The sequence below is a fragment of the Telluria antibiotica genome (assembly GCF_011682055.1).
Classification (GTDB): domain Bacteria; phylum Pseudomonadota; class Gammaproteobacteria; order Burkholderiales; family Burkholderiaceae_D; genus Telluria; species Telluria antibiotica.
Map to the genome: position 1 here is coordinate 309,785 of NZ_JAAQOM010000003.1, position 15,926 is coordinate 325,710.

The following is a 15,926-nucleotide window of genomic DNA, read 5'->3' on the forward strand; positions in this document are numbered from 1 at the left end:
ATCTATAATTTCCGGCTTGTATCTTCCTCGATCTTGCCGGAGTCGCTCGATGATCCGTACCGCGTTCCTGCTGGCCTTGCTGGCCGCTCCCGTGACGCATGCCGCCCCCGACCTGGTCACCGTCTCGGAACGCTCCGGCTTCCAGGCCACTGGCCGTTACGATGAAGTCGTCACGCTGTGCCGCGCCTTCCAGCAGGCGTATCCGAAACAGGTAAGCTGCTTCCAGTTCGGCACGACACCGGAAGGGAGGCCCATGCTGGCGCTGGCCGTCAATGCCCGCGGCACGCTCACGCCGGACGCCGCACGCAAGGCGGGGCTGCCGGTCACGCTGGTGCAGGGCGGCATCCACGCCGGCGAGATCGACGGCAAGGACGCCGGTTTCCTCGCGCTGCGCGAGATCCTGGAGGGCAAGGTCGCGCCGGGCGTGCTCGACAAGCAGGTCCTGCTGTTCGTCCCCGTGTTCAACGTGGACGGCCACGAGCGCTTCGCCAGGTGGAACCGTCCGAACCAGCGCGGCCCCGTCGAGATGGGCTGGCGCACGACGGCGCAGAACTTCAACCTGAACCGCGACTACGTGAAGGCCGACGCGCCCGAGATGCAAGCCATGCTGGCGCTCGTGAACGCCTGGGACCCGCTGACCTATGTCGACCTGCACGTGACGGACGGCGCCAAGTTCCAGCACGACGTGTCGATCCAGGTCGAGCCCGTGTACTCGGGCGACCGGGAATTCCGCGAGGCCGGCCTGGCGCTGCGCGCGAACGTGATCGCCGACGTCGGCAAGCAGGGTTCGATACCGCAGGCTTACTACATGTCGTTCAAGGAGACGGACGACCCCGCATCGGGCTTCGTCGACGGCGTGTCCGACCCGCGCTTTTCGACCGGCTACTTCCAGCTGCGCAACCGGATGGCAATGCTCGTCGAGACGCATTCGTGGAAGGACTACCCGACCCGCGTGCGCATCACGCACAACGCGGTCGTGTCCGTGCTCCGGCAGGTGGCTGCGCACGGCGCGGCCTGGATGCAGGCGGCGCGCGACGCCGACGCCCGAGCGAGGCACATCGCCGGCCAGCCCGTCGCGCTGACGTACCGCACGACGGACCGGACGACGATGGTCGACTTCCAGGGCTATGCCTACACGCGCACGATGTCCGACGTGTCGGGCCAGCTGATGACGCGCTACGACGAGACGACGCCGCAAGTGTGGCACGTGCCGCTGCGCGACGAGGTCGTGGCCGACCTGCTGGTGCCGGCGCCGGGCGCGGGCTACGTCGTGCCCGCCGCGTGGGCGCAGATGGTCGCGGCCAAGCTCGCGCAGCACGGCATCGTGTTCCGCAGGCTGGACAAGTCCATCGACGCGGCGCCCGTGCAAACGTTCCGCGCCGAACAGGCCACGTTCGCGGCGTCGTCGTTCGAATCGCACCAGCGGCTGACGGTGGCGGGCACCTGGAAAGCGGAGCCTCGCAACCTCGTCAAGGGCGCGCTGTTCGTGCCGATCGCCCAGCCCAAGGCGCGGCTCGTGATGGCCCTGTTCGAGCCGCAGGCCCCCGATTCGCTGCTGGCCTGGGGCGAGTTCAACAACGCCTTCGAGTCCAAGGAATACATGGAGGACTACGTGGCCGAGGACGTCGCGCGCGCGCAGATGGCGCGCGACCCCGCACTGGCCGCCGCGTTCCGCAACAGGCTCGAGCACGACCCGGCGTTCGCAGGGAGCCCACATGCACGCCTGGAATTCTTCGCGCGCCGCCACCCGTCCTGGGATGAGCGGCTGAACCTGTATCCCGTGTTGCGCACCGACGTGGCGCTGTAACACGCTCCGCGGGCCCGCACGCGCATGCGGGCCTTGCACCGTTGGACCTCTGCCTTTCCCGTTCGTCGGCGCGACATGCGCGCGGTCTGATCCCGCGCAAGCGCCGTCGATTCCGCTGCAACCGCCGCGCACGGCGCCGCTCTTACCGCATGTGTGATCGACAAAGGAGAGCGCCATGCGGACCCTTCAAGGCTTTGCATCCGGCCGTCGCGCCGCACAGGCCGTGGCCGGACGCCGCCGAACGCGCACGCGCGGTGGAGGGTGAGCATGGGCGCCGCGGCGGCCCGCGCCAGTTGCTGCATCGTGTGCGGCACGGCGGCATCTGAACGCATCGAGCGCTTGCTGCTCAGCCTCGCGACCGCCAGCCCGCACCTGCTGGTCTACCTGGTCGACGATGCGCGCCGGCCCGGGCTGGCCGCATTGGCCGGACGCTACGGCGTGCACTACCGGCGCCAGCCCGACAGGCCGGGTCACGCCCGCATCCATAACGGGGTGTTGCGCGAGGCTGCGGGCGCGGGGAGCGCCTACCACCTGCTGCTCGGACCGGACTTCGGCTTGCCGCTCGACGCGGTGGCCAGGATGGTCGCCTACATGGAGCAGCATCCGGACGTGGGCTTGCTGGCGCCGCGGGTGCAAGGGCCGGACGGGCGGCTGGTGCCGATGTGCAGCCTGCTGCCGGGGCCGCTGGAACTGCTGCTGGGCCGCTGCTTTCCGCTGCTACACCGGTCCAGCGGCAGGCTCGCGCGCTGCCAGTTGCACGCGAGCGGCTACAGCCGCGTGATGGACGTGCCCGTGCCCACGGCCCGCTGCCTGCTGATGCGGATGGATACGGTGCTGCGCGCCGGCATGTTCGACGAGCGCTTCCTGCTGCGCTTCGACACGGTCGACCTGGCGCGCCGCACGGCCCGCATCGCGCGCACCGTGTTCGTGCCGCACGTGACCGTCGTGCTCGCCCCGGCTCATGCCGACGGCGGCCGTTGGCGGGGGCGTGCTGCGTGCTGGTGGTGGCGGTACGTGTCGGCCTGGCGCTACTTCAACAAGTGGGGCTGGCTGCGGGATGGCGAGCGGGACCGCATCAACGCGCGGGCGCTGCGCCAGCTGGGGCCGGCGCAGTGGCGGCAGGACGGCGTGAACCCGGCCGGGACCGATGTGGCCGGATGATGGTGCGTGGCCGATGGCGGTACGGGCAGGAGGCGGGCGGTACGTCCGGGCAGGCAGCGCTGCCCGGACGCGGAAGACGCGAGGCCCGGTTGCGGGCTCGGTTGCAGCTTCAGCCGCGCAGCAGCGGCCGGCGCGCGTACCAGCCGAACGCGAGGATGACGAGGTAGCACAGCGCGGGCACGGCGAGTGCGAGGCGCAGGCCGGCGGCGTCGGCGGCATAGCCCGTGATCAGCGGCACGATGGCGCCGCCGACGATGGCCACGCAGATCAGGCCCGAGCCTTCCGCTGCGCGCTCGCCCAGGCCTTCCGACGCGAGCGTGAAGATGGTGGGGAACATGATGGAGTTGACGAGACCGATGGCCAGCAGCGCCCAGCCCGACGTGGTGCCGTGCGTCGTGGCCGAGACGAGCAGCAGCAGGGCGGCAATGGCGCCGGCGCCGGCCAGCACCTTGCCCGGCGAGCAGATGCGCAGGACGTAGGCACCGAGGAAACGGCCGACCATGGCACCGCCCCAATACAGCGGCACGTGCTTGCCGGCCGCTTCGGCGCCCAGCCCCAGCACGTCGTGCTGCATCAGGTAGTTGACGATCACGGAGCCGACCGCGACCTCCGCACCGACGTACAGGAAGATGCACAGGGTGCCGAACGCGAAGCGGGGTTGTTTCAGCAGGTCGAAAGCACCCAGCATCGTGCTTTCCGGATGGGGATGCTCGACGAGCTTCTTGCGGTTCGTCCAGACGAGGAAGGCGACGATGGCCAGCGCGACGGCCAGGCCGAGATAGGTGTGCACGACGACCTGGCTCTCGGCGGCGCGGTAGGCGGAGAGGGCGTCGGCCGACAGCGTGGACTGGTCGACACGGGCCAGCGAGCCGAGGATCAGGATCGCGCCGACGTACGGGAAGACCGTCGTGCCGAGCGAGTTGAATGCCTGCGCGAACGTGAGGCGGCTCGATGCCGTGGCGGGGGCGCCGAGCATCGAGATCAGCGGATTCGCCACGACCTGCACGATGGTGATGCCTGCGGCCAGTACGAACAGCGCCAGCAGGAAGGTGATGAACATGCCGGACGACGAGGCGGGGATGAACAGCAGGCAGCCGGCCGTCATCGTGAGCAGGCCGACGACGGCGGTGCGCATGTAGCCGATCCGCTGCACGATGGCCGCGGCCGGCAGCGACACGATGAAATAGGCCGCGAAGAACGCCGACTGCACAAGCATCGCCTGCGCGTACGACAAGGTGAACAGGTCTTTCAGTTTCGGGATGATGACGTCGTTCAGGCTCGTGATGCCGCCGAACGTGAAGAACAGGGCGAACACGAAGATGCGCAGGCTGGCGACCTGCGGACTGGCGTTGGCGGAGGCGCCGCCCGGCTGGGCGGTAGCGGCAGTTTGGCCGATTTGCATGAGGAATCCAGTGGGTTGGATGAGCGAGGTAGAAATACTACATCGCTTTACCGGCCTGTTGTGTGGTTTGGCGCGGGCCCGCTAGAGTGAAATCGATGTCATTTGCGGACCGGGTGGCCGCGAGGGGAAACTACACTACATACGGAACGTGAAACATGCGGAGACGGCCCGCGCGCGGATACCTGTGCGCGGGCACGGGGGGTCAGAGCGGCTGCAGCGGAATGGTGCCCGTGGCCGGCGTGGAGCACGGCTCTTCGTCGAAGGCGATGTCGCCGGCCGGATTCGCGACGCCGTCGGCCTTCAGGTCGGTGAAGCCGAACATGTCGCGGTCCATCAGGTGCGACGGCACGACGGTCGACAGCGACGAGAAGATGTTTTCCACGCGGCCCGGGTATTTCTTCTCCCAGTCGCGCAGCATGGCCTTGATCTGCTTGCGCTGCAGGTTTTCCTGCGAGCCGCACAGGTCGCACGGGATGATGGGGAATTCCTTGACCTCGGCGTAGCGCTCCGTGTCCGCTTCCTTCACATAGGCCAGCGGGCGGATGACGACGTGCTTGCCGTCGTCCGACACGAGCTTCGCCGGCATGCCCTTGATCTTCGCGCCGAAGAACATGTTCAGGAAGAAGGTTTCGAGGATGTCGTCGCGGTGGTGGCCCAGGGCGATCTTCGTGCAGCCGAGTTCGTCCGCCACGCGGTACAGGATGCCGCGCCGCAGCCGGGAACAGAGCGAGCACGTCGTCTTGCCTTCGGGGATCAGGCGCTTGACGATGCTGTACGTGTCCTGGTTTTCGATGTGGAACGGGATACCCAGTTTTTCCAGGTAGGCCGGCAGCACGTCGGCCGGGAAGTTCGGCTGTTTCTGGTCGAGGTTGACGGCGACGATGTCGAAGTGGATCGGCGCGCGCTCGCGCAACGTCATGAGGATGTCGAGCAGCGCGTAGCTGTCCTTCCCGCCGGACAGGCAGACCATGACCTTGTCGCCATCCTCGATCATGTTGAAATCGCCGATCGCCTGACCGACGAGGCGACACAGGCGCTTGTGCAGCTTGTTGTTTTCGTAGGCCTGCTTGTCGGCCTTCTTGTCGGCTGCCGCTGCTACCTCTTCCAGGTCGGCCGGGCGTGCCATCGTCACGTCATTCATGCTTCATCCTTGATCTGGAACACTTCGACGCCTACGCCTTCGCAGTCGGGGTACACGTCGGGTTTCATCGTCGAGACGCGGGCCGCGCGCACGTTCGGGTGGGCCAGCATCGCCTTGACGACGTCGTCGCACAGCGTTTCCTGCAGATGCACGTGGCCTTGCGCCATGCGCCGTGCGATGGTTTCGCGCATGAAGTCGTAGTCGACCACTTCGTGCAGCTGGTCGTCCTTCGGCGTCGACAGTGCGAGCGGAATGTACAGGTCAACATTGATCAGGACGCGTTGCTCGCCCTTCTTTTCGAACTCATGGACACCGATGTTGATCATGACTTCGTAATTGCGCAGGAACAGGCGGCGGCAATCGCGCAGCTGCGGGTAATACAGGGCGGACGACATAGGAAACCTTGATTGGTAAAGGGGTAAAGAGGTTATTCAGTCAAAAACATCACGTCGCGGCCCAGCGGCATCAGGTGCTGGCCACCGTCGACGAGCAGGGTGGTGCCGGTCAGCGCCTTCGCGTTCGCGGCGTAGCATACGGCGTCGACGATGTCCTGCGGCGTGGACGATCGTCCCAGCGGCGTGATCTTGTGCGCGCGCTCGAAGCCGGTGGCGGTCTGGTCGCCGGAGACGAGGGTGATGCCGGGCGCGACGCCGACGACGCGCAGCTTCGGCGCCAGCGCCTGGGCCAGCATCGTCGTGGCCGTGTGCAAGGCCGCCTTCGACAACGTGTACGACAAAAAATCCGGGTTGAGATTGTACAGTTTCTGGTCGAGCAAGTTGATCACGACGGCCTGGCCACCATCCGGGACCTGCGCGTGCAATTCCTGCGCGAGCAGCAGCGGGGCGGCGACGTTGCATTGCATGTGGGTGGCCAGCAGGGCCGGCGAAAAAGCGTCCGGCTTGTCGTATTCGAACAACGACGCGTTGTTGACGATGCAATCCAGCGCGCCCAGCAGGTGCACGGCCTGGCGCGGCAGCGCGCGCACGGCAGCCTCATCGGCCAGGTCGGCGTGCAGCGCGACGGCGCGCCGGCCCAGCGCGCGGATCGCCGTCACGACCTCGTCCGCGTCGGCCGCCGACTCGCGGTAATGCACGGCCACGTCCCAGCCGGCGGCGGCCAGGCCCAGCGCGATGGCGCGGCCGATGCGCCGGCCGGCGCCCGTGACGAGCGCCACGCGCGCGCGCCCGGCATGCGGTGCGCACGTGTCGTCGGCGGCGTGGCCGGTGCGGGATGGGTCGTCGTTTGTCGTTGTCTGTGTCATCGTGGTATGTGCGGGGCGTTTGTGGGGCGCTCCCGATTCTCGCTACAATGGCTGGATGTCCTTGCCTCTTCCCTCGAGCGACGCGCTGGCCGCGTCCCAAGCCCTGCAGCGCGTGATCGCTGCCGAGATCGCCGACCAGGGCGGCGCCATCCCGTTTTCGCGTTTCATGGAGCTGGCGCTGTACGCGCCGGATCTCGGCTATTACAGCGGCGGTGCGGCCAAGCTGGGCCGCGACGGCGATTTCACGACGTCGCCCGAGATCAGCCCGCTGTTCGGTGCCACGCTGGCGCGCGCGACCGCCGCTATTATGGCCCAAAGTGGCCCCAACATCATCGAATTCGGCGCCGGCACCGGCAAGCTGGCGCACGACGTGCTGACGACGCTCGGCGAACTGGGCGTGCGCATCGACAGCTATACGATCATCGAATTGTCCGGCGAACTGCGCGCGCGCCAGCAGGAAGCGCTGAAGGATTTCCCGCAGGTGCGCTGGCTGACGGGCTTTCCCGACGCGTTCCACGGCGCCGTCCTGGCCAACGAGGTGCTCGATGCGATGCCGGTGGAACTCGTCGTGCGCGACGGCGGCCGCTGGCAGCGCCAGATGGTGACGGTCGACGGGGGCCGCTTCGCCTTCGTAGCGGCCGAACCCGACGCCGCGCTGCTGGACCAGATCGCGCGCCAGATCCCCGACGCGGACACGCTGCAGGACGGCTACCTGACGGAAGTGCACCCCGTCGCCTGCGGCTTCATGCGCTCTCTGGCGCAGATGTTCGACGGGGGCAAGGGCGCGGCGATCCTGATCGACTATGGCTTCCCCGCGCACGAATACTATTTCGACGAGCGTACGAGCGGCACGTTGATGTGCCATTACCGCCACCATGCGCACCCCGACCCGTTCTACCTGCCGGGCCTGCAGGACATCACGGCGCACGTCGACTTCACGGCGATGGCGCTGGCCGCGCATGGCGCCGGACTGGACGTGCTCGGTTATATGAGCCAGGCCGCGTTCCTGCTCGCATCCGGCATCGGCGAGCTGCTGCTCAGGACGGACCCGGAGGACGCGCTGCGCTACCTGCCGCAGTCGAAGGCGGTGCAAAAACTCGTGTCGCCGGCGGAGATGGGGGAATTGTTCAAGGTACTCATCGTCGGCAGCGGCGTCGCGGCCGACCCCGTCATCGAGCGCGCCGATCGCAGTCATAAGTTGTGATTCGGACATCTTGCGCGGTGGACACAAACCCGGCTATCCTGTAACGCCGCCCGTACGGCAGGGCGCCTCGTGCCTCTGCCGGTGACAGCGATTCGGCTAATATTGATGCAGCAGGAGGTCCCGCGGCGGCAGCGCGGGGCGTCCGTGCGTGGCGCCCGTGCAACCCCGACTCCCGACCATGGCCAAGATCCATACCCATTATGACAACCTGAAGGTGTCGCGCCACGCACCGCAGGAAGTCATTCGCGCGGCCTACAAGGCGCTGAGTCAGAAATACCACCCCGACAAGAACCCGGGTGACGAACGTGCCGCCCGCATCATGGCGATCGTCAACACCGCCTACAACATCCTGTCCGACCCCGTCCGCCGCAAGGAGCACGACGAGTGGATCGCGTCGGAAGAGTGGGAAGTGGAGTGGCTGGAAAGCTCGCACGGCGATGAGGGGCGCGAGAAGCGGGGCGAGCACTGGGAACCGCGCACCGTCGCGGCGCCGTCGCGCTGGCGCGTGCTGCGCGACCCGCGCTGGTGGGGTGTCGGACTGGCCGCGTTCGCGAGCGGCGGGGCGCTGGCGATCATGCTGCTCGATCCGGCCAGGGTCCTGCCCGGTGCGCTCGCCTGGGTGGGGAAGGGCCAGCCCGTCGCGGCGGCGACGCCGGCCGCGCCACAGCCGGCGCCCGTGCCCGTGCCGGCGTCCGCGCCGGCCGTGTCCGCGCCGGCCGTGTCGGCCTCGGCCGCGTCATCGGATCCGCTCGCCGGCGATGCCGGCGCCGACGGCTGGGCGCACCCGGCGGGGCAGGCCGACGTGCCGCCCGACGTCAAGGCGCTGGCCGTGACCCAGCTGGTCGTGCCGGCCCGCGCCCCCGATTGCGATACCGATCTCACGGCCCAGGTCGCGCCGACGGGCATTCCGTGGCCGGCCGAATCCGGCTACGTCGACGGCTACCCGCTCGGCAACCAGGGCGACGAGATGCAGCTGCTCGTCGACAACAGCAATAATCCGTCGCCCGTGCTCGTCAAGATCGTCGACCTGGACCACCGCGCCACCGTGCGCCACGCGTACGTGCAAGGGCACGCCAAGTTCCTGGTCGACAAACTCTCGGCCGGCAAGTACGAAGTCCGTTATCAGAACATCATGATCGGCGAGTCCCATGCCGAATGCGTCAATGGCCGCCGCGCGCCGTTGCGCCAGGCCGCCGCCCGCCAGCCCGGTGCGTGACGGCGGCTGGTGACCAAGAGTGTGGTTTTTTGCGACATTCTTCTCCGCCGCATGCGGGTGAAATTCAAGAATTCTGTTCCCTGGGCGTAATATACTCGGTAAAACTGCGGGTCCATGCAACCCGCCCTGCCCAGCGCAGGCACACACGGAAAACCGGGATATGAACGAACTCGAAGGCCTGACGGCGCTGATCATCGAACCGCACGCCGGTATGCGCTCGACGATCCACAACATGCTGAACATGTGCGGCCTGAACAAGATCGACCACGTGGGCGGGTCGAACCAGGCCGTGAAGCACCTCGGCCTGAAGCAGTACGACCTGATCCTGTGCGAATACGGGCTGGAAGGCGGCCAGGACGGCCAGCAGCTGCTCGAGGACGTGCGTCATCACAAGCTCATGCCGCTGTCGACCATGTTCTTCATGGTGACGGCCGAAGGCGATTACGGCAAGGTCGTCAGCGCCGCCGAACTTGGGCCCACCGACTACGTGCTGAAGCCGTTCACGGCCGACCGCCTGCTCGAACGCATCGCGCGCGGCCTGGAGCGGCGCAATGCGCTGTTGCCCGTCTATGAACTGATGGAGGCCGGCAGCCAGCGCGAGGCGATCGACGCGTGCATCGAGGGCGAGGCCCGCCATCCGCGCTACTTCGTCGACTTCCTGCGCCTGCGCGCGGAGCTGCACATGTTCCTCGGCGAGCCGGACGAGGCCGAACCGATCTACCGCAAGCTGATCGAGACGAAGGCCATCGCCTGGGCGCGCCTGGGCCTGGCCAAGACACTGGTCCTGCGCGAGCGCTACGAGGAGGCCCGCGACATCCTCGAGGACCTCGTCGACAGCAACAAGAACTTCCTCGACGCCTACGACTGGCTTGCGCGCACCCACGAGGCGGCCGGCGCGCTGGGCGCGGCGCAGGCCGTGCTGGCGGACGCGGTGGCCGTGTCGCCGCACGCCGTGCGCCGGCTGCGCAAGCTGGGCGAGACGGCCCTCGAGGCGGGCGACCACGACACCGCGGAGAAGGTCCTCAAGCAGGTCGTCAGCAAGGCCAAGTACTCCGAATTCAAGGACCCGCAGGATCACGTCCGCCTCGTGCAGACGCTCGTGCGCAAGGGCGACCCCGTGCAGGCCGCGGCCGTCATCCGCGACCTCGACAAGTCGATGGCCTTCCAGAAGAACACGCCGCTGTGCAGCGCGATCGCGTCGAGCCTCGTGCACGAGTACACGGGCAACGAGGCGCGCCTGGCGGAATCGCTGGAGACGGCGCTCGTGGCCAACCGCGATGCGCCCGAGCTGCGCCCCGAGCTCAAGCTGGAACTGGCCCGCACCTGCATCGACAACGGCATGCAGGAGGGCGCCGTGGAGATCGTGCGCGACGTGATGCGCAATGCGCAGAACGGCGCCGCGATGGCGCGCGCGATGGCCGTGTTCGAGCAGGCGGGCCAGGGTGAGATGGCGCAGAAGCTGGCGATGGAGAGCCGCCAGGAAGTCATCGACCTCGTCGCCAGCGGCGCCGCGAAGGCAAAGGAAGGCGACTACAAGGGCGCCGTCGTGCTGATGCAGGAAGCGGCGACCAAGCTGCCGGACAATCCGCAGGTCGTGTTCAACGCCGCGCTGGCGGTGTTGAAATGCCTGGACCACGAAGGCTGGGACGACCGCCTCGGCCAGCAGGCGCTCGGCTTGATCACCGGCGTGCGCCGCCTCGACCCGGTCAATCCCAAGCTGCCCGCGCTGGCCGGGATGCACCAGCAGATCCTCAAGAAATACGACAAGGGCCCGCGCCTGAAGAAGGCCGGCTGATCCATCATGATTCCAGTGATCGGCGCCGCCGCCGCTTCCGCCCCCATGGCCAACGCCACTCCAAGCCCGCCGCCGGACGGCCGCCGCGTGCGCGCCGCGCTGCTGCACAAGGTCTGCGGCGACGACGACATGTTCGCGCTCGGCAGCGCCGTCGCGCGCGTCGTGCAGATGTCCACGTCGGACGACCAGGGCACGCACGACCTCGCGCACTACGTGCTGTCCGACGTCGCGCTCACGCAGCGCGTGCTGCGCCTCGCGAACACGGTGCGCTACCGCACGGCGGCCGGCACCGCCGTCACGACCGTGTCGCGCGCGATCTCCCTGCTGGGCTTCGACAACGTGCGCACGGTCGCGCTGGCGATGCTGCTCGTCGACGCGCTCGCCAGCAGCGACCATGCGTACAGCGTGCGCGTGGAACTGGAGGCATCGCTGTGCGCGAGCCTCGTCGGGCGCGAGATGGCGCGCCACAGCTTTTACCAGGGCGCCGAGGAAGCGTCGATCGGCGCGCTGTTCAAGAATCTGGGCGCGCTGCTGGTGGCGTCGCACGAGCACGACCGCTACCGCGAAATCCAGGCCCTCCTCGGCACCGGCAAGCACACGCCCGCGCAGGCCGCGCAGATGATCCTCGGCTGCAGCCTCGACGCGCTGTCCGAGGCCGTACTGGGCGAGTGGAAGATCCCGGACGTGATCGTGCGCGCCCAGCGCCCGCTCGATCCCGGCGCGTTGAAAGTGGCCGTCAACCGCGGCGAATGGATGCGCCAGGTCGCGTCGTTCAGCCTCGAGGTCGCGCGCCTGATGGCCAAGACCGCCACGCCGTCCGACACGCCGGAAGCGCAGGCGCTGCTGGCGCGCTACGGCACGGCGCTGAACCTCGGCGCGGCCGAGCTGGACGAGCTGTTCGAGTCGGTGGCGTTCGAAATGACGAGCCTGTTGCAAAGCATGAACCTGCAGCCCGTGCCTCGCCGCGCGCCGGACGAAGACAAGAACGGACTGCCCAACGTGCTGCTGCTGGCGACGCTGGGCGGGGGCAAGGAAGAAGAGCAGGGCGCCTACCCGAGCGGCAAGCCGAAGAACGCACGCGACCTGCTGCTGGCCGGCGTGCAGGATGTCACGCAGATGCGCGCCTCCGGGCAGCACAAGGTCAACGACGTCGTCATGGCCGTGCTGGAGACGTTGTACACGGCGCTGGGCTTCCGCTTCGCGACGGTCGTGCTGAAGGACGTGCGCGCCGGCCAGTACCGCGCCCGCGCCTCGTTCGGGCTCGGGGCGACGCGCGTGCAGGACGGCTTCGCGTTTCCGCTGGCACCCGCCGGCGGGGAGAAGGGCGGCCGCGACCTGTTCCACCTGGCGATGGAAAACGACGCCGACCTGATGATCTCGGACGCCCGCAGCGCCAAGATCCGCGCCCTGCTGCCGGCCTGGCACAAGGCCCTGCTGCCGGATGCGCAGAGCTTCATCGTGCTGCCGCTGGTCGTGGGCAAGGTCCAGCTGGGCCTGTTCTACGCCGACCGCACGGAGCTGGCGCCGGAAGGCGTGCCGGCGGACGAGACTGCGCTCATCAAGGCGCTCAAAGGTCAGGTACTGGCTGCGCTTGCGCCCTGACGAAGTCGCGGAATTCGCGCACCGGCATCGGCCGCCCGAACAGGAAGCCCTGCGCCTCGTCGCTGCGCCGGTCGCGCAGGAAGCCCCGCTGCGCCTGCGTCTCCACCCCTTCCGCGATCACGCCCAGCCCGAGCGCATGGGCGAGGCCGATGGTCGCGTCGACGATGGCGGCATCGTTCGGATTCGTCTCGATGTCGCGCACGAAGCCGCGGTCGATCTTGATGCGGTCGATCGCGAACAGCTTCAGGTAGGCCAGCGACGAATAGCCGGTGCCGAAGTCGTCGATCGCGAGCTTGAAGCCGCGCGCGCGCAGCTGCAGCAGCAGGAGGCGCGTGTTTTCCGGGTCGCGCATGGCGGCCGATTCCGTGATCTCCAGTTCCAGCCGCGCCGGGTCGATCGCATGTTCGTCGAGCAGCTGGTCGAGGCGTGACAGCAGCGCCCCGCCGGTGAACTGGCGCGCCGACAGGTTCACGGCCAGGCGCAGGTGATCGAGGCCGTCGTCCTGCCACTCGGCCAGCAGGGCCATGGCGCGCGCCAATACCCAGTCGCCGAGCGGCAGGATCAGGCCCGAGTCCTCGGCGATGGGAATGAAGCGCCCCGGGTCGACGGTGCCCAGTTCCTCGTCGTGCCAGCGCAGCAGCACCTCGGCGCCGATCACGCGGCCCGTGGCCAGTTCGACCTGGGCTTGCAGGTGCACGTCGAAGCCGCCGTTTTCCAATGTCGCCCACATGCGGTTTTCCAGCATCAGGTGCTCGTGCGTGGCCGCGTTCATCGCGGGCGAGAAGAACTGGAAATTGCCGCGGCCCTCGCGCTTGGCCGCGTACATCGCCATGTCGGCGTGGCGCAGCAGCGTGTCCGGATCTTCGCCGTCGTCCGGGAACAGCGCGATGCCCACGCTGGCCCCGCTGTGCGCCGTCGTGCCCCCGAGGCGGTAGGGCTGCTGCAGCGATTCCACGAGGCGCACGGCGACCGACCGCACGCTGTCCGGCGACAGCGGGCCGCCCAGCACGATGATGAATTCGTCGCCGCCGAGGCGGGCCAGGGTGTCGACGTTGCGCAGCAGGTCCTTCATGCGCGCGGCGGCACCCGTCAGCAGTTCGTCGCCGGCCTGGTGGCCCAGCGAATCGTTGATCTTCTTGAAGTGGTCGAGGTCGATGAACAGCACGGCCAGCGGCTGGCGCGCGCGCCGCGCCTGCGCGAGCTGCTGCTCCAGGCGCATGCCGAGCGCGTACCGGTTCTCCAGGCCCGTCAGCGGGTCGTGGTGGGCCAGGCGGTGGATGCGCGCCTGCGCGCGCTGCTGCTCCGTCAGGTCGCGCAGGATGCACACGAACAGGCGCTCGCCCGCCAGGTCGACGATGGACACGGCCACGGCCAGCGGCAGCGGTTCGCCTTGCGCGTTCAGCCCGCCCAGCTGGCGCTCGTCCGCCGCGCTGCCGGCCAGGCGTGCCAGCAGGGCGGGGCCGTCCTCGTCGCCGTGCCCCGGTACCAGCGTCGTGAACGCGAGGCCGGGCAGGTGGATCAGCGGGTAGCCGAACAGCGCGGCCGTGGCGCGGTTGGCGGACAGCACCTGCCCATGCGCATCGACGGTGACGATGGCGTCGGCCGCATTGTCGAGGATGGCCTGCAGGCGCGCCGTGCGGTCCGCCACTTGCGCCTCGATCTGCGCCCGTTCGCCACTGACGATCAGCATCAGCGCGCCCAGCAGCGCGGCCAGCAGCAGGCCCGTCGTGATCACGATCCAGCTGGCGAGGCCGCGCTCGCCTTCCATGTACGCGGCCGTGGGCGAGAAGCGTAGCTGCAGCGTGCGGCCGCCGTACGCCAGCTGGACCGTATAGTCGGCGTTGCCGGCATGGCGGCCCGGGTCGCCCGCCAGCGCGCGCGGGGCGGCACCCGCCGTTGTGTCGGCCAGGCTCACGTCGAAGCCGGGAAAGCCGGCGTGCCGCACGGCCTGCCGGACGAACGTTTGGGTGTCGAGGATCAGGGCGAGCATGCCCAGCAGGGGCCGGCCCGGTTCCCGCACGGCGCGGAACAGGGCGATGCCTTTGCCGCCCGTCGTCACCAGACGGATCGGGCCGCTGGCCACGGGCGCGGTGGCAGTCAGCGCCCGCGTCGCGGCGTCGGCGCGTTCCGGCGCCGCCAGGAAATCCATGCCACGTACCATCGTGTTCACGGGCGGCCACGTGTACAGCAGGGGCAGATAGCTCGGGCGCGTGGGGGCCGGATGCAGCTGGCCTTTCACGTCCAGGTCGCGCAGGCCCGGGAAATCGGGATCGACGTTGATGCGCACCCAGGTCTCGAACGCGGTGCGCTCGTTGTTCGAGACGGGCACCAGCCAGTTGATGGCGGTGATGTCGGGGCGGCCGTCGACGTAGCCGCTGGCCGTGCGCAGGAAGCGGTCGCGCTCCATGAACCTGTCCTCCGCGCCGAGCGCGCGCGCGAACGTGCCGACGAAGCGCTCGTGCTCGCGCAACTCGGCCTGCAGCTCGTCGGCCACCTGCTGCGCCTTCAGCCGGTATGCCTGCAGGTATTGCTGGTGCTCCCAGCGCACGGTCTGCTCGTAGGCGACGATGACGACGCCGGCCGTCAGCAGCAGCGGCAGCGCGACCAGCCGCGCGCGCCGGCGCCACAGCGCGCGTGGCTCGCCGCACACGATCCACACGAGCGGGGCCGCCAGCAGGACGCCGACGGTGTCGCCGGCCCACCAGTTGATCCAGGTCGGCGCCCGCTCGGGCGCTTCCAGCATGCCGAGCAGGTACAGCGCGGTCACGTTGGCGGTGGCGTTGACGAGGCAGAACAGCGGTGCCAGCACAAGGAAGGCCGCGACGTCGCGTGCCGTGCCGAGCGCCGGGTCGACGAGGCGGCGGAAGCCTTGCGCCCCGATCCAGGCTTGCGCCACCGAGCCCGCCGTGGCGACGAGTGTCGCGACCACGGCGATCCACGCCGCCGTGCCGGTCGCGATCCAGCCGTCGCGCAGGTGTGTCAGCAGGGCGCCGACGGCGATGCCGGGGAGGATCCGCCAGCCGAGCACGACCGCCAATGCGAAGCCGACGCCGGCCGGCAGATAGACGGGCGTGGCGTAGCCGACCGGCAGGTCCAGCGCGTGGCTGAGCAAACGGGCGCCGACGTAGACGGCGACGGTCGCCAGGTTGGCCAGCCATGGGCGGGGCCCCTGCAGGTCGTGGTTGCCGGTGCGATTCGGGTCCATCGGGTGGCCTCTGATGTCAGTACAGTGTACGCCAAATGCCCGCAGCGCCCGATCTGGTGCGTTTATTGCAAACAGCCCTTGCGGACTTGTACTCCGGCCGTTACAATCACGCCCCGAAGCAGCGACACTGTT

General features: G+C 68.7%; 11 protein-coding genes. 6 read left to right on the plus strand and 5 right to left on the minus strand.

Going from position 1 to position 15,926, the window contains the following annotated elements:
* The first annotated feature begins 49 nt into the window (after nucleotides 1-49).
* Together HAV22_RS06675 and HAV22_RS06680 are read left to right on the plus strand one after the other, a co-directional pair.
* Nucleotides 50-1,807, plus strand: a complete 1,758-nt coding sequence (locus HAV22_RS06675; RefSeq protein ID WP_166857814.1) for a M14 family metallopeptidase — start codon at nucleotides 50-52, stop codon at nucleotides 1,805-1,807.
* Between the two features lie 267 nt (nucleotides 1,808-2,074).
* On the plus strand, nucleotides 2,075-2,968 hold the full coding sequence (locus HAV22_RS06680) for a glycosyltransferase (protein WP_166857816.1): 894 nt from the start codon (nucleotides 2,075-2,077) through the stop codon (nucleotides 2,966-2,968).
* Nucleotides 2,969-3,077: 109 nt separating this feature from the next.
* On the opposite strand, the gene HAV22_RS06685 is transcribed toward HAV22_RS06680, so the two are convergent.
* The 4 genes from HAV22_RS06685 to HAV22_RS06700 all read right to left on the minus strand — a co-directional run bounded on the left by HAV22_RS06685 (nucleotide 3,078) and on the right by HAV22_RS06700 (nucleotide 6,772).
* A complete protein-coding gene (locus HAV22_RS06685; protein ID WP_166857818.1) occupies nucleotides 3,078-4,370 on the minus strand; it encodes a sugar MFS transporter in 1,293 nt (430 codons plus the stop codon).
* A 202-nt stretch (nucleotides 4,371-4,572) separates the two neighbouring features.
* Entirely contained in the window at nucleotides 4,573-5,511 is a 939-nt protein-coding gene (ttcA, locus tag HAV22_RS06690; protein ID WP_229421114.1) for a tRNA 2-thiocytidine(32) synthetase TtcA, read from the minus strand.
* A complete protein-coding gene (locus HAV22_RS06695) occupies nucleotides 5,508-5,906 on the minus strand; it encodes a dihydroneopterin aldolase (RefSeq protein ID WP_166857820.1) in 399 nt (132 codons plus the stop codon). The genes ttcA and HAV22_RS06695 overlap by 4 nt, the downstream gene beginning before the upstream one ends.
* Nucleotides 5,907-5,938: 32 nt before the next feature.
* Entirely contained in the window at nucleotides 5,939-6,772 is an 834-nt protein-coding gene (locus HAV22_RS06700) for an SDR family oxidoreductase (protein ID WP_166857822.1), read from the minus strand.
* 55 nt (nucleotides 6,773-6,827) lie between these two features.
* Here HAV22_RS06700 and HAV22_RS06705 point away from each other — a divergent pair, with 55 nt between their 5' ends.
* The 4 genes from HAV22_RS06705 (at nucleotide 6,828) to HAV22_RS06720 (ending at nucleotide 12,589) form a co-directional block, all read left to right on the plus strand.
* On the plus strand, nucleotides 6,828-7,976 hold the full coding sequence (locus tag HAV22_RS06705; RefSeq protein ID WP_166857824.1) for a class I SAM-dependent methyltransferase: 1,149 nt from the start codon (nucleotides 6,828-6,830) through the stop codon (nucleotides 7,974-7,976).
* Between the two features lie 178 nt (nucleotides 7,977-8,154).
* Nucleotides 8,155-9,192, plus strand: coding sequence for a J domain-containing protein (locus HAV22_RS06710; protein WP_166857826.1), 1,038 nt, complete (start codon nucleotides 8,155-8,157; stop codon nucleotides 9,190-9,192).
* A 160-nt stretch (nucleotides 9,193-9,352) separates the two neighbouring features.
* Entirely contained in the window at nucleotides 9,353-10,987 is a 1,635-nt protein-coding gene (locus HAV22_RS06715; protein WP_166857829.1) for a tetratricopeptide repeat-containing response regulator, read from the plus strand.
* Nucleotides 10,988-10,993: 6 nt separating this feature from the next.
* A complete protein-coding gene (locus HAV22_RS06720) occupies nucleotides 10,994-12,589 on the plus strand; it encodes an HDOD domain-containing protein (protein ID WP_308789199.1) in 1,596 nt (531 codons plus the stop codon).
* Here HAV22_RS06720 and HAV22_RS06725 read toward each other — a convergent pair.
* Nucleotides 12,555-15,794: an EAL domain-containing protein gene (locus tag HAV22_RS06725; protein ID WP_166857830.1), complete on the minus strand. Its 3,240-nt coding sequence runs from the start codon at nucleotides 15,792-15,794 to the stop codon at nucleotides 12,555-12,557. The two genes, HAV22_RS06720 and HAV22_RS06725, sit on opposite strands and share 35 nt — an antisense overlap.
* Between the last annotated feature and the right edge of the window lie 132 nt (nucleotides 15,795-15,926).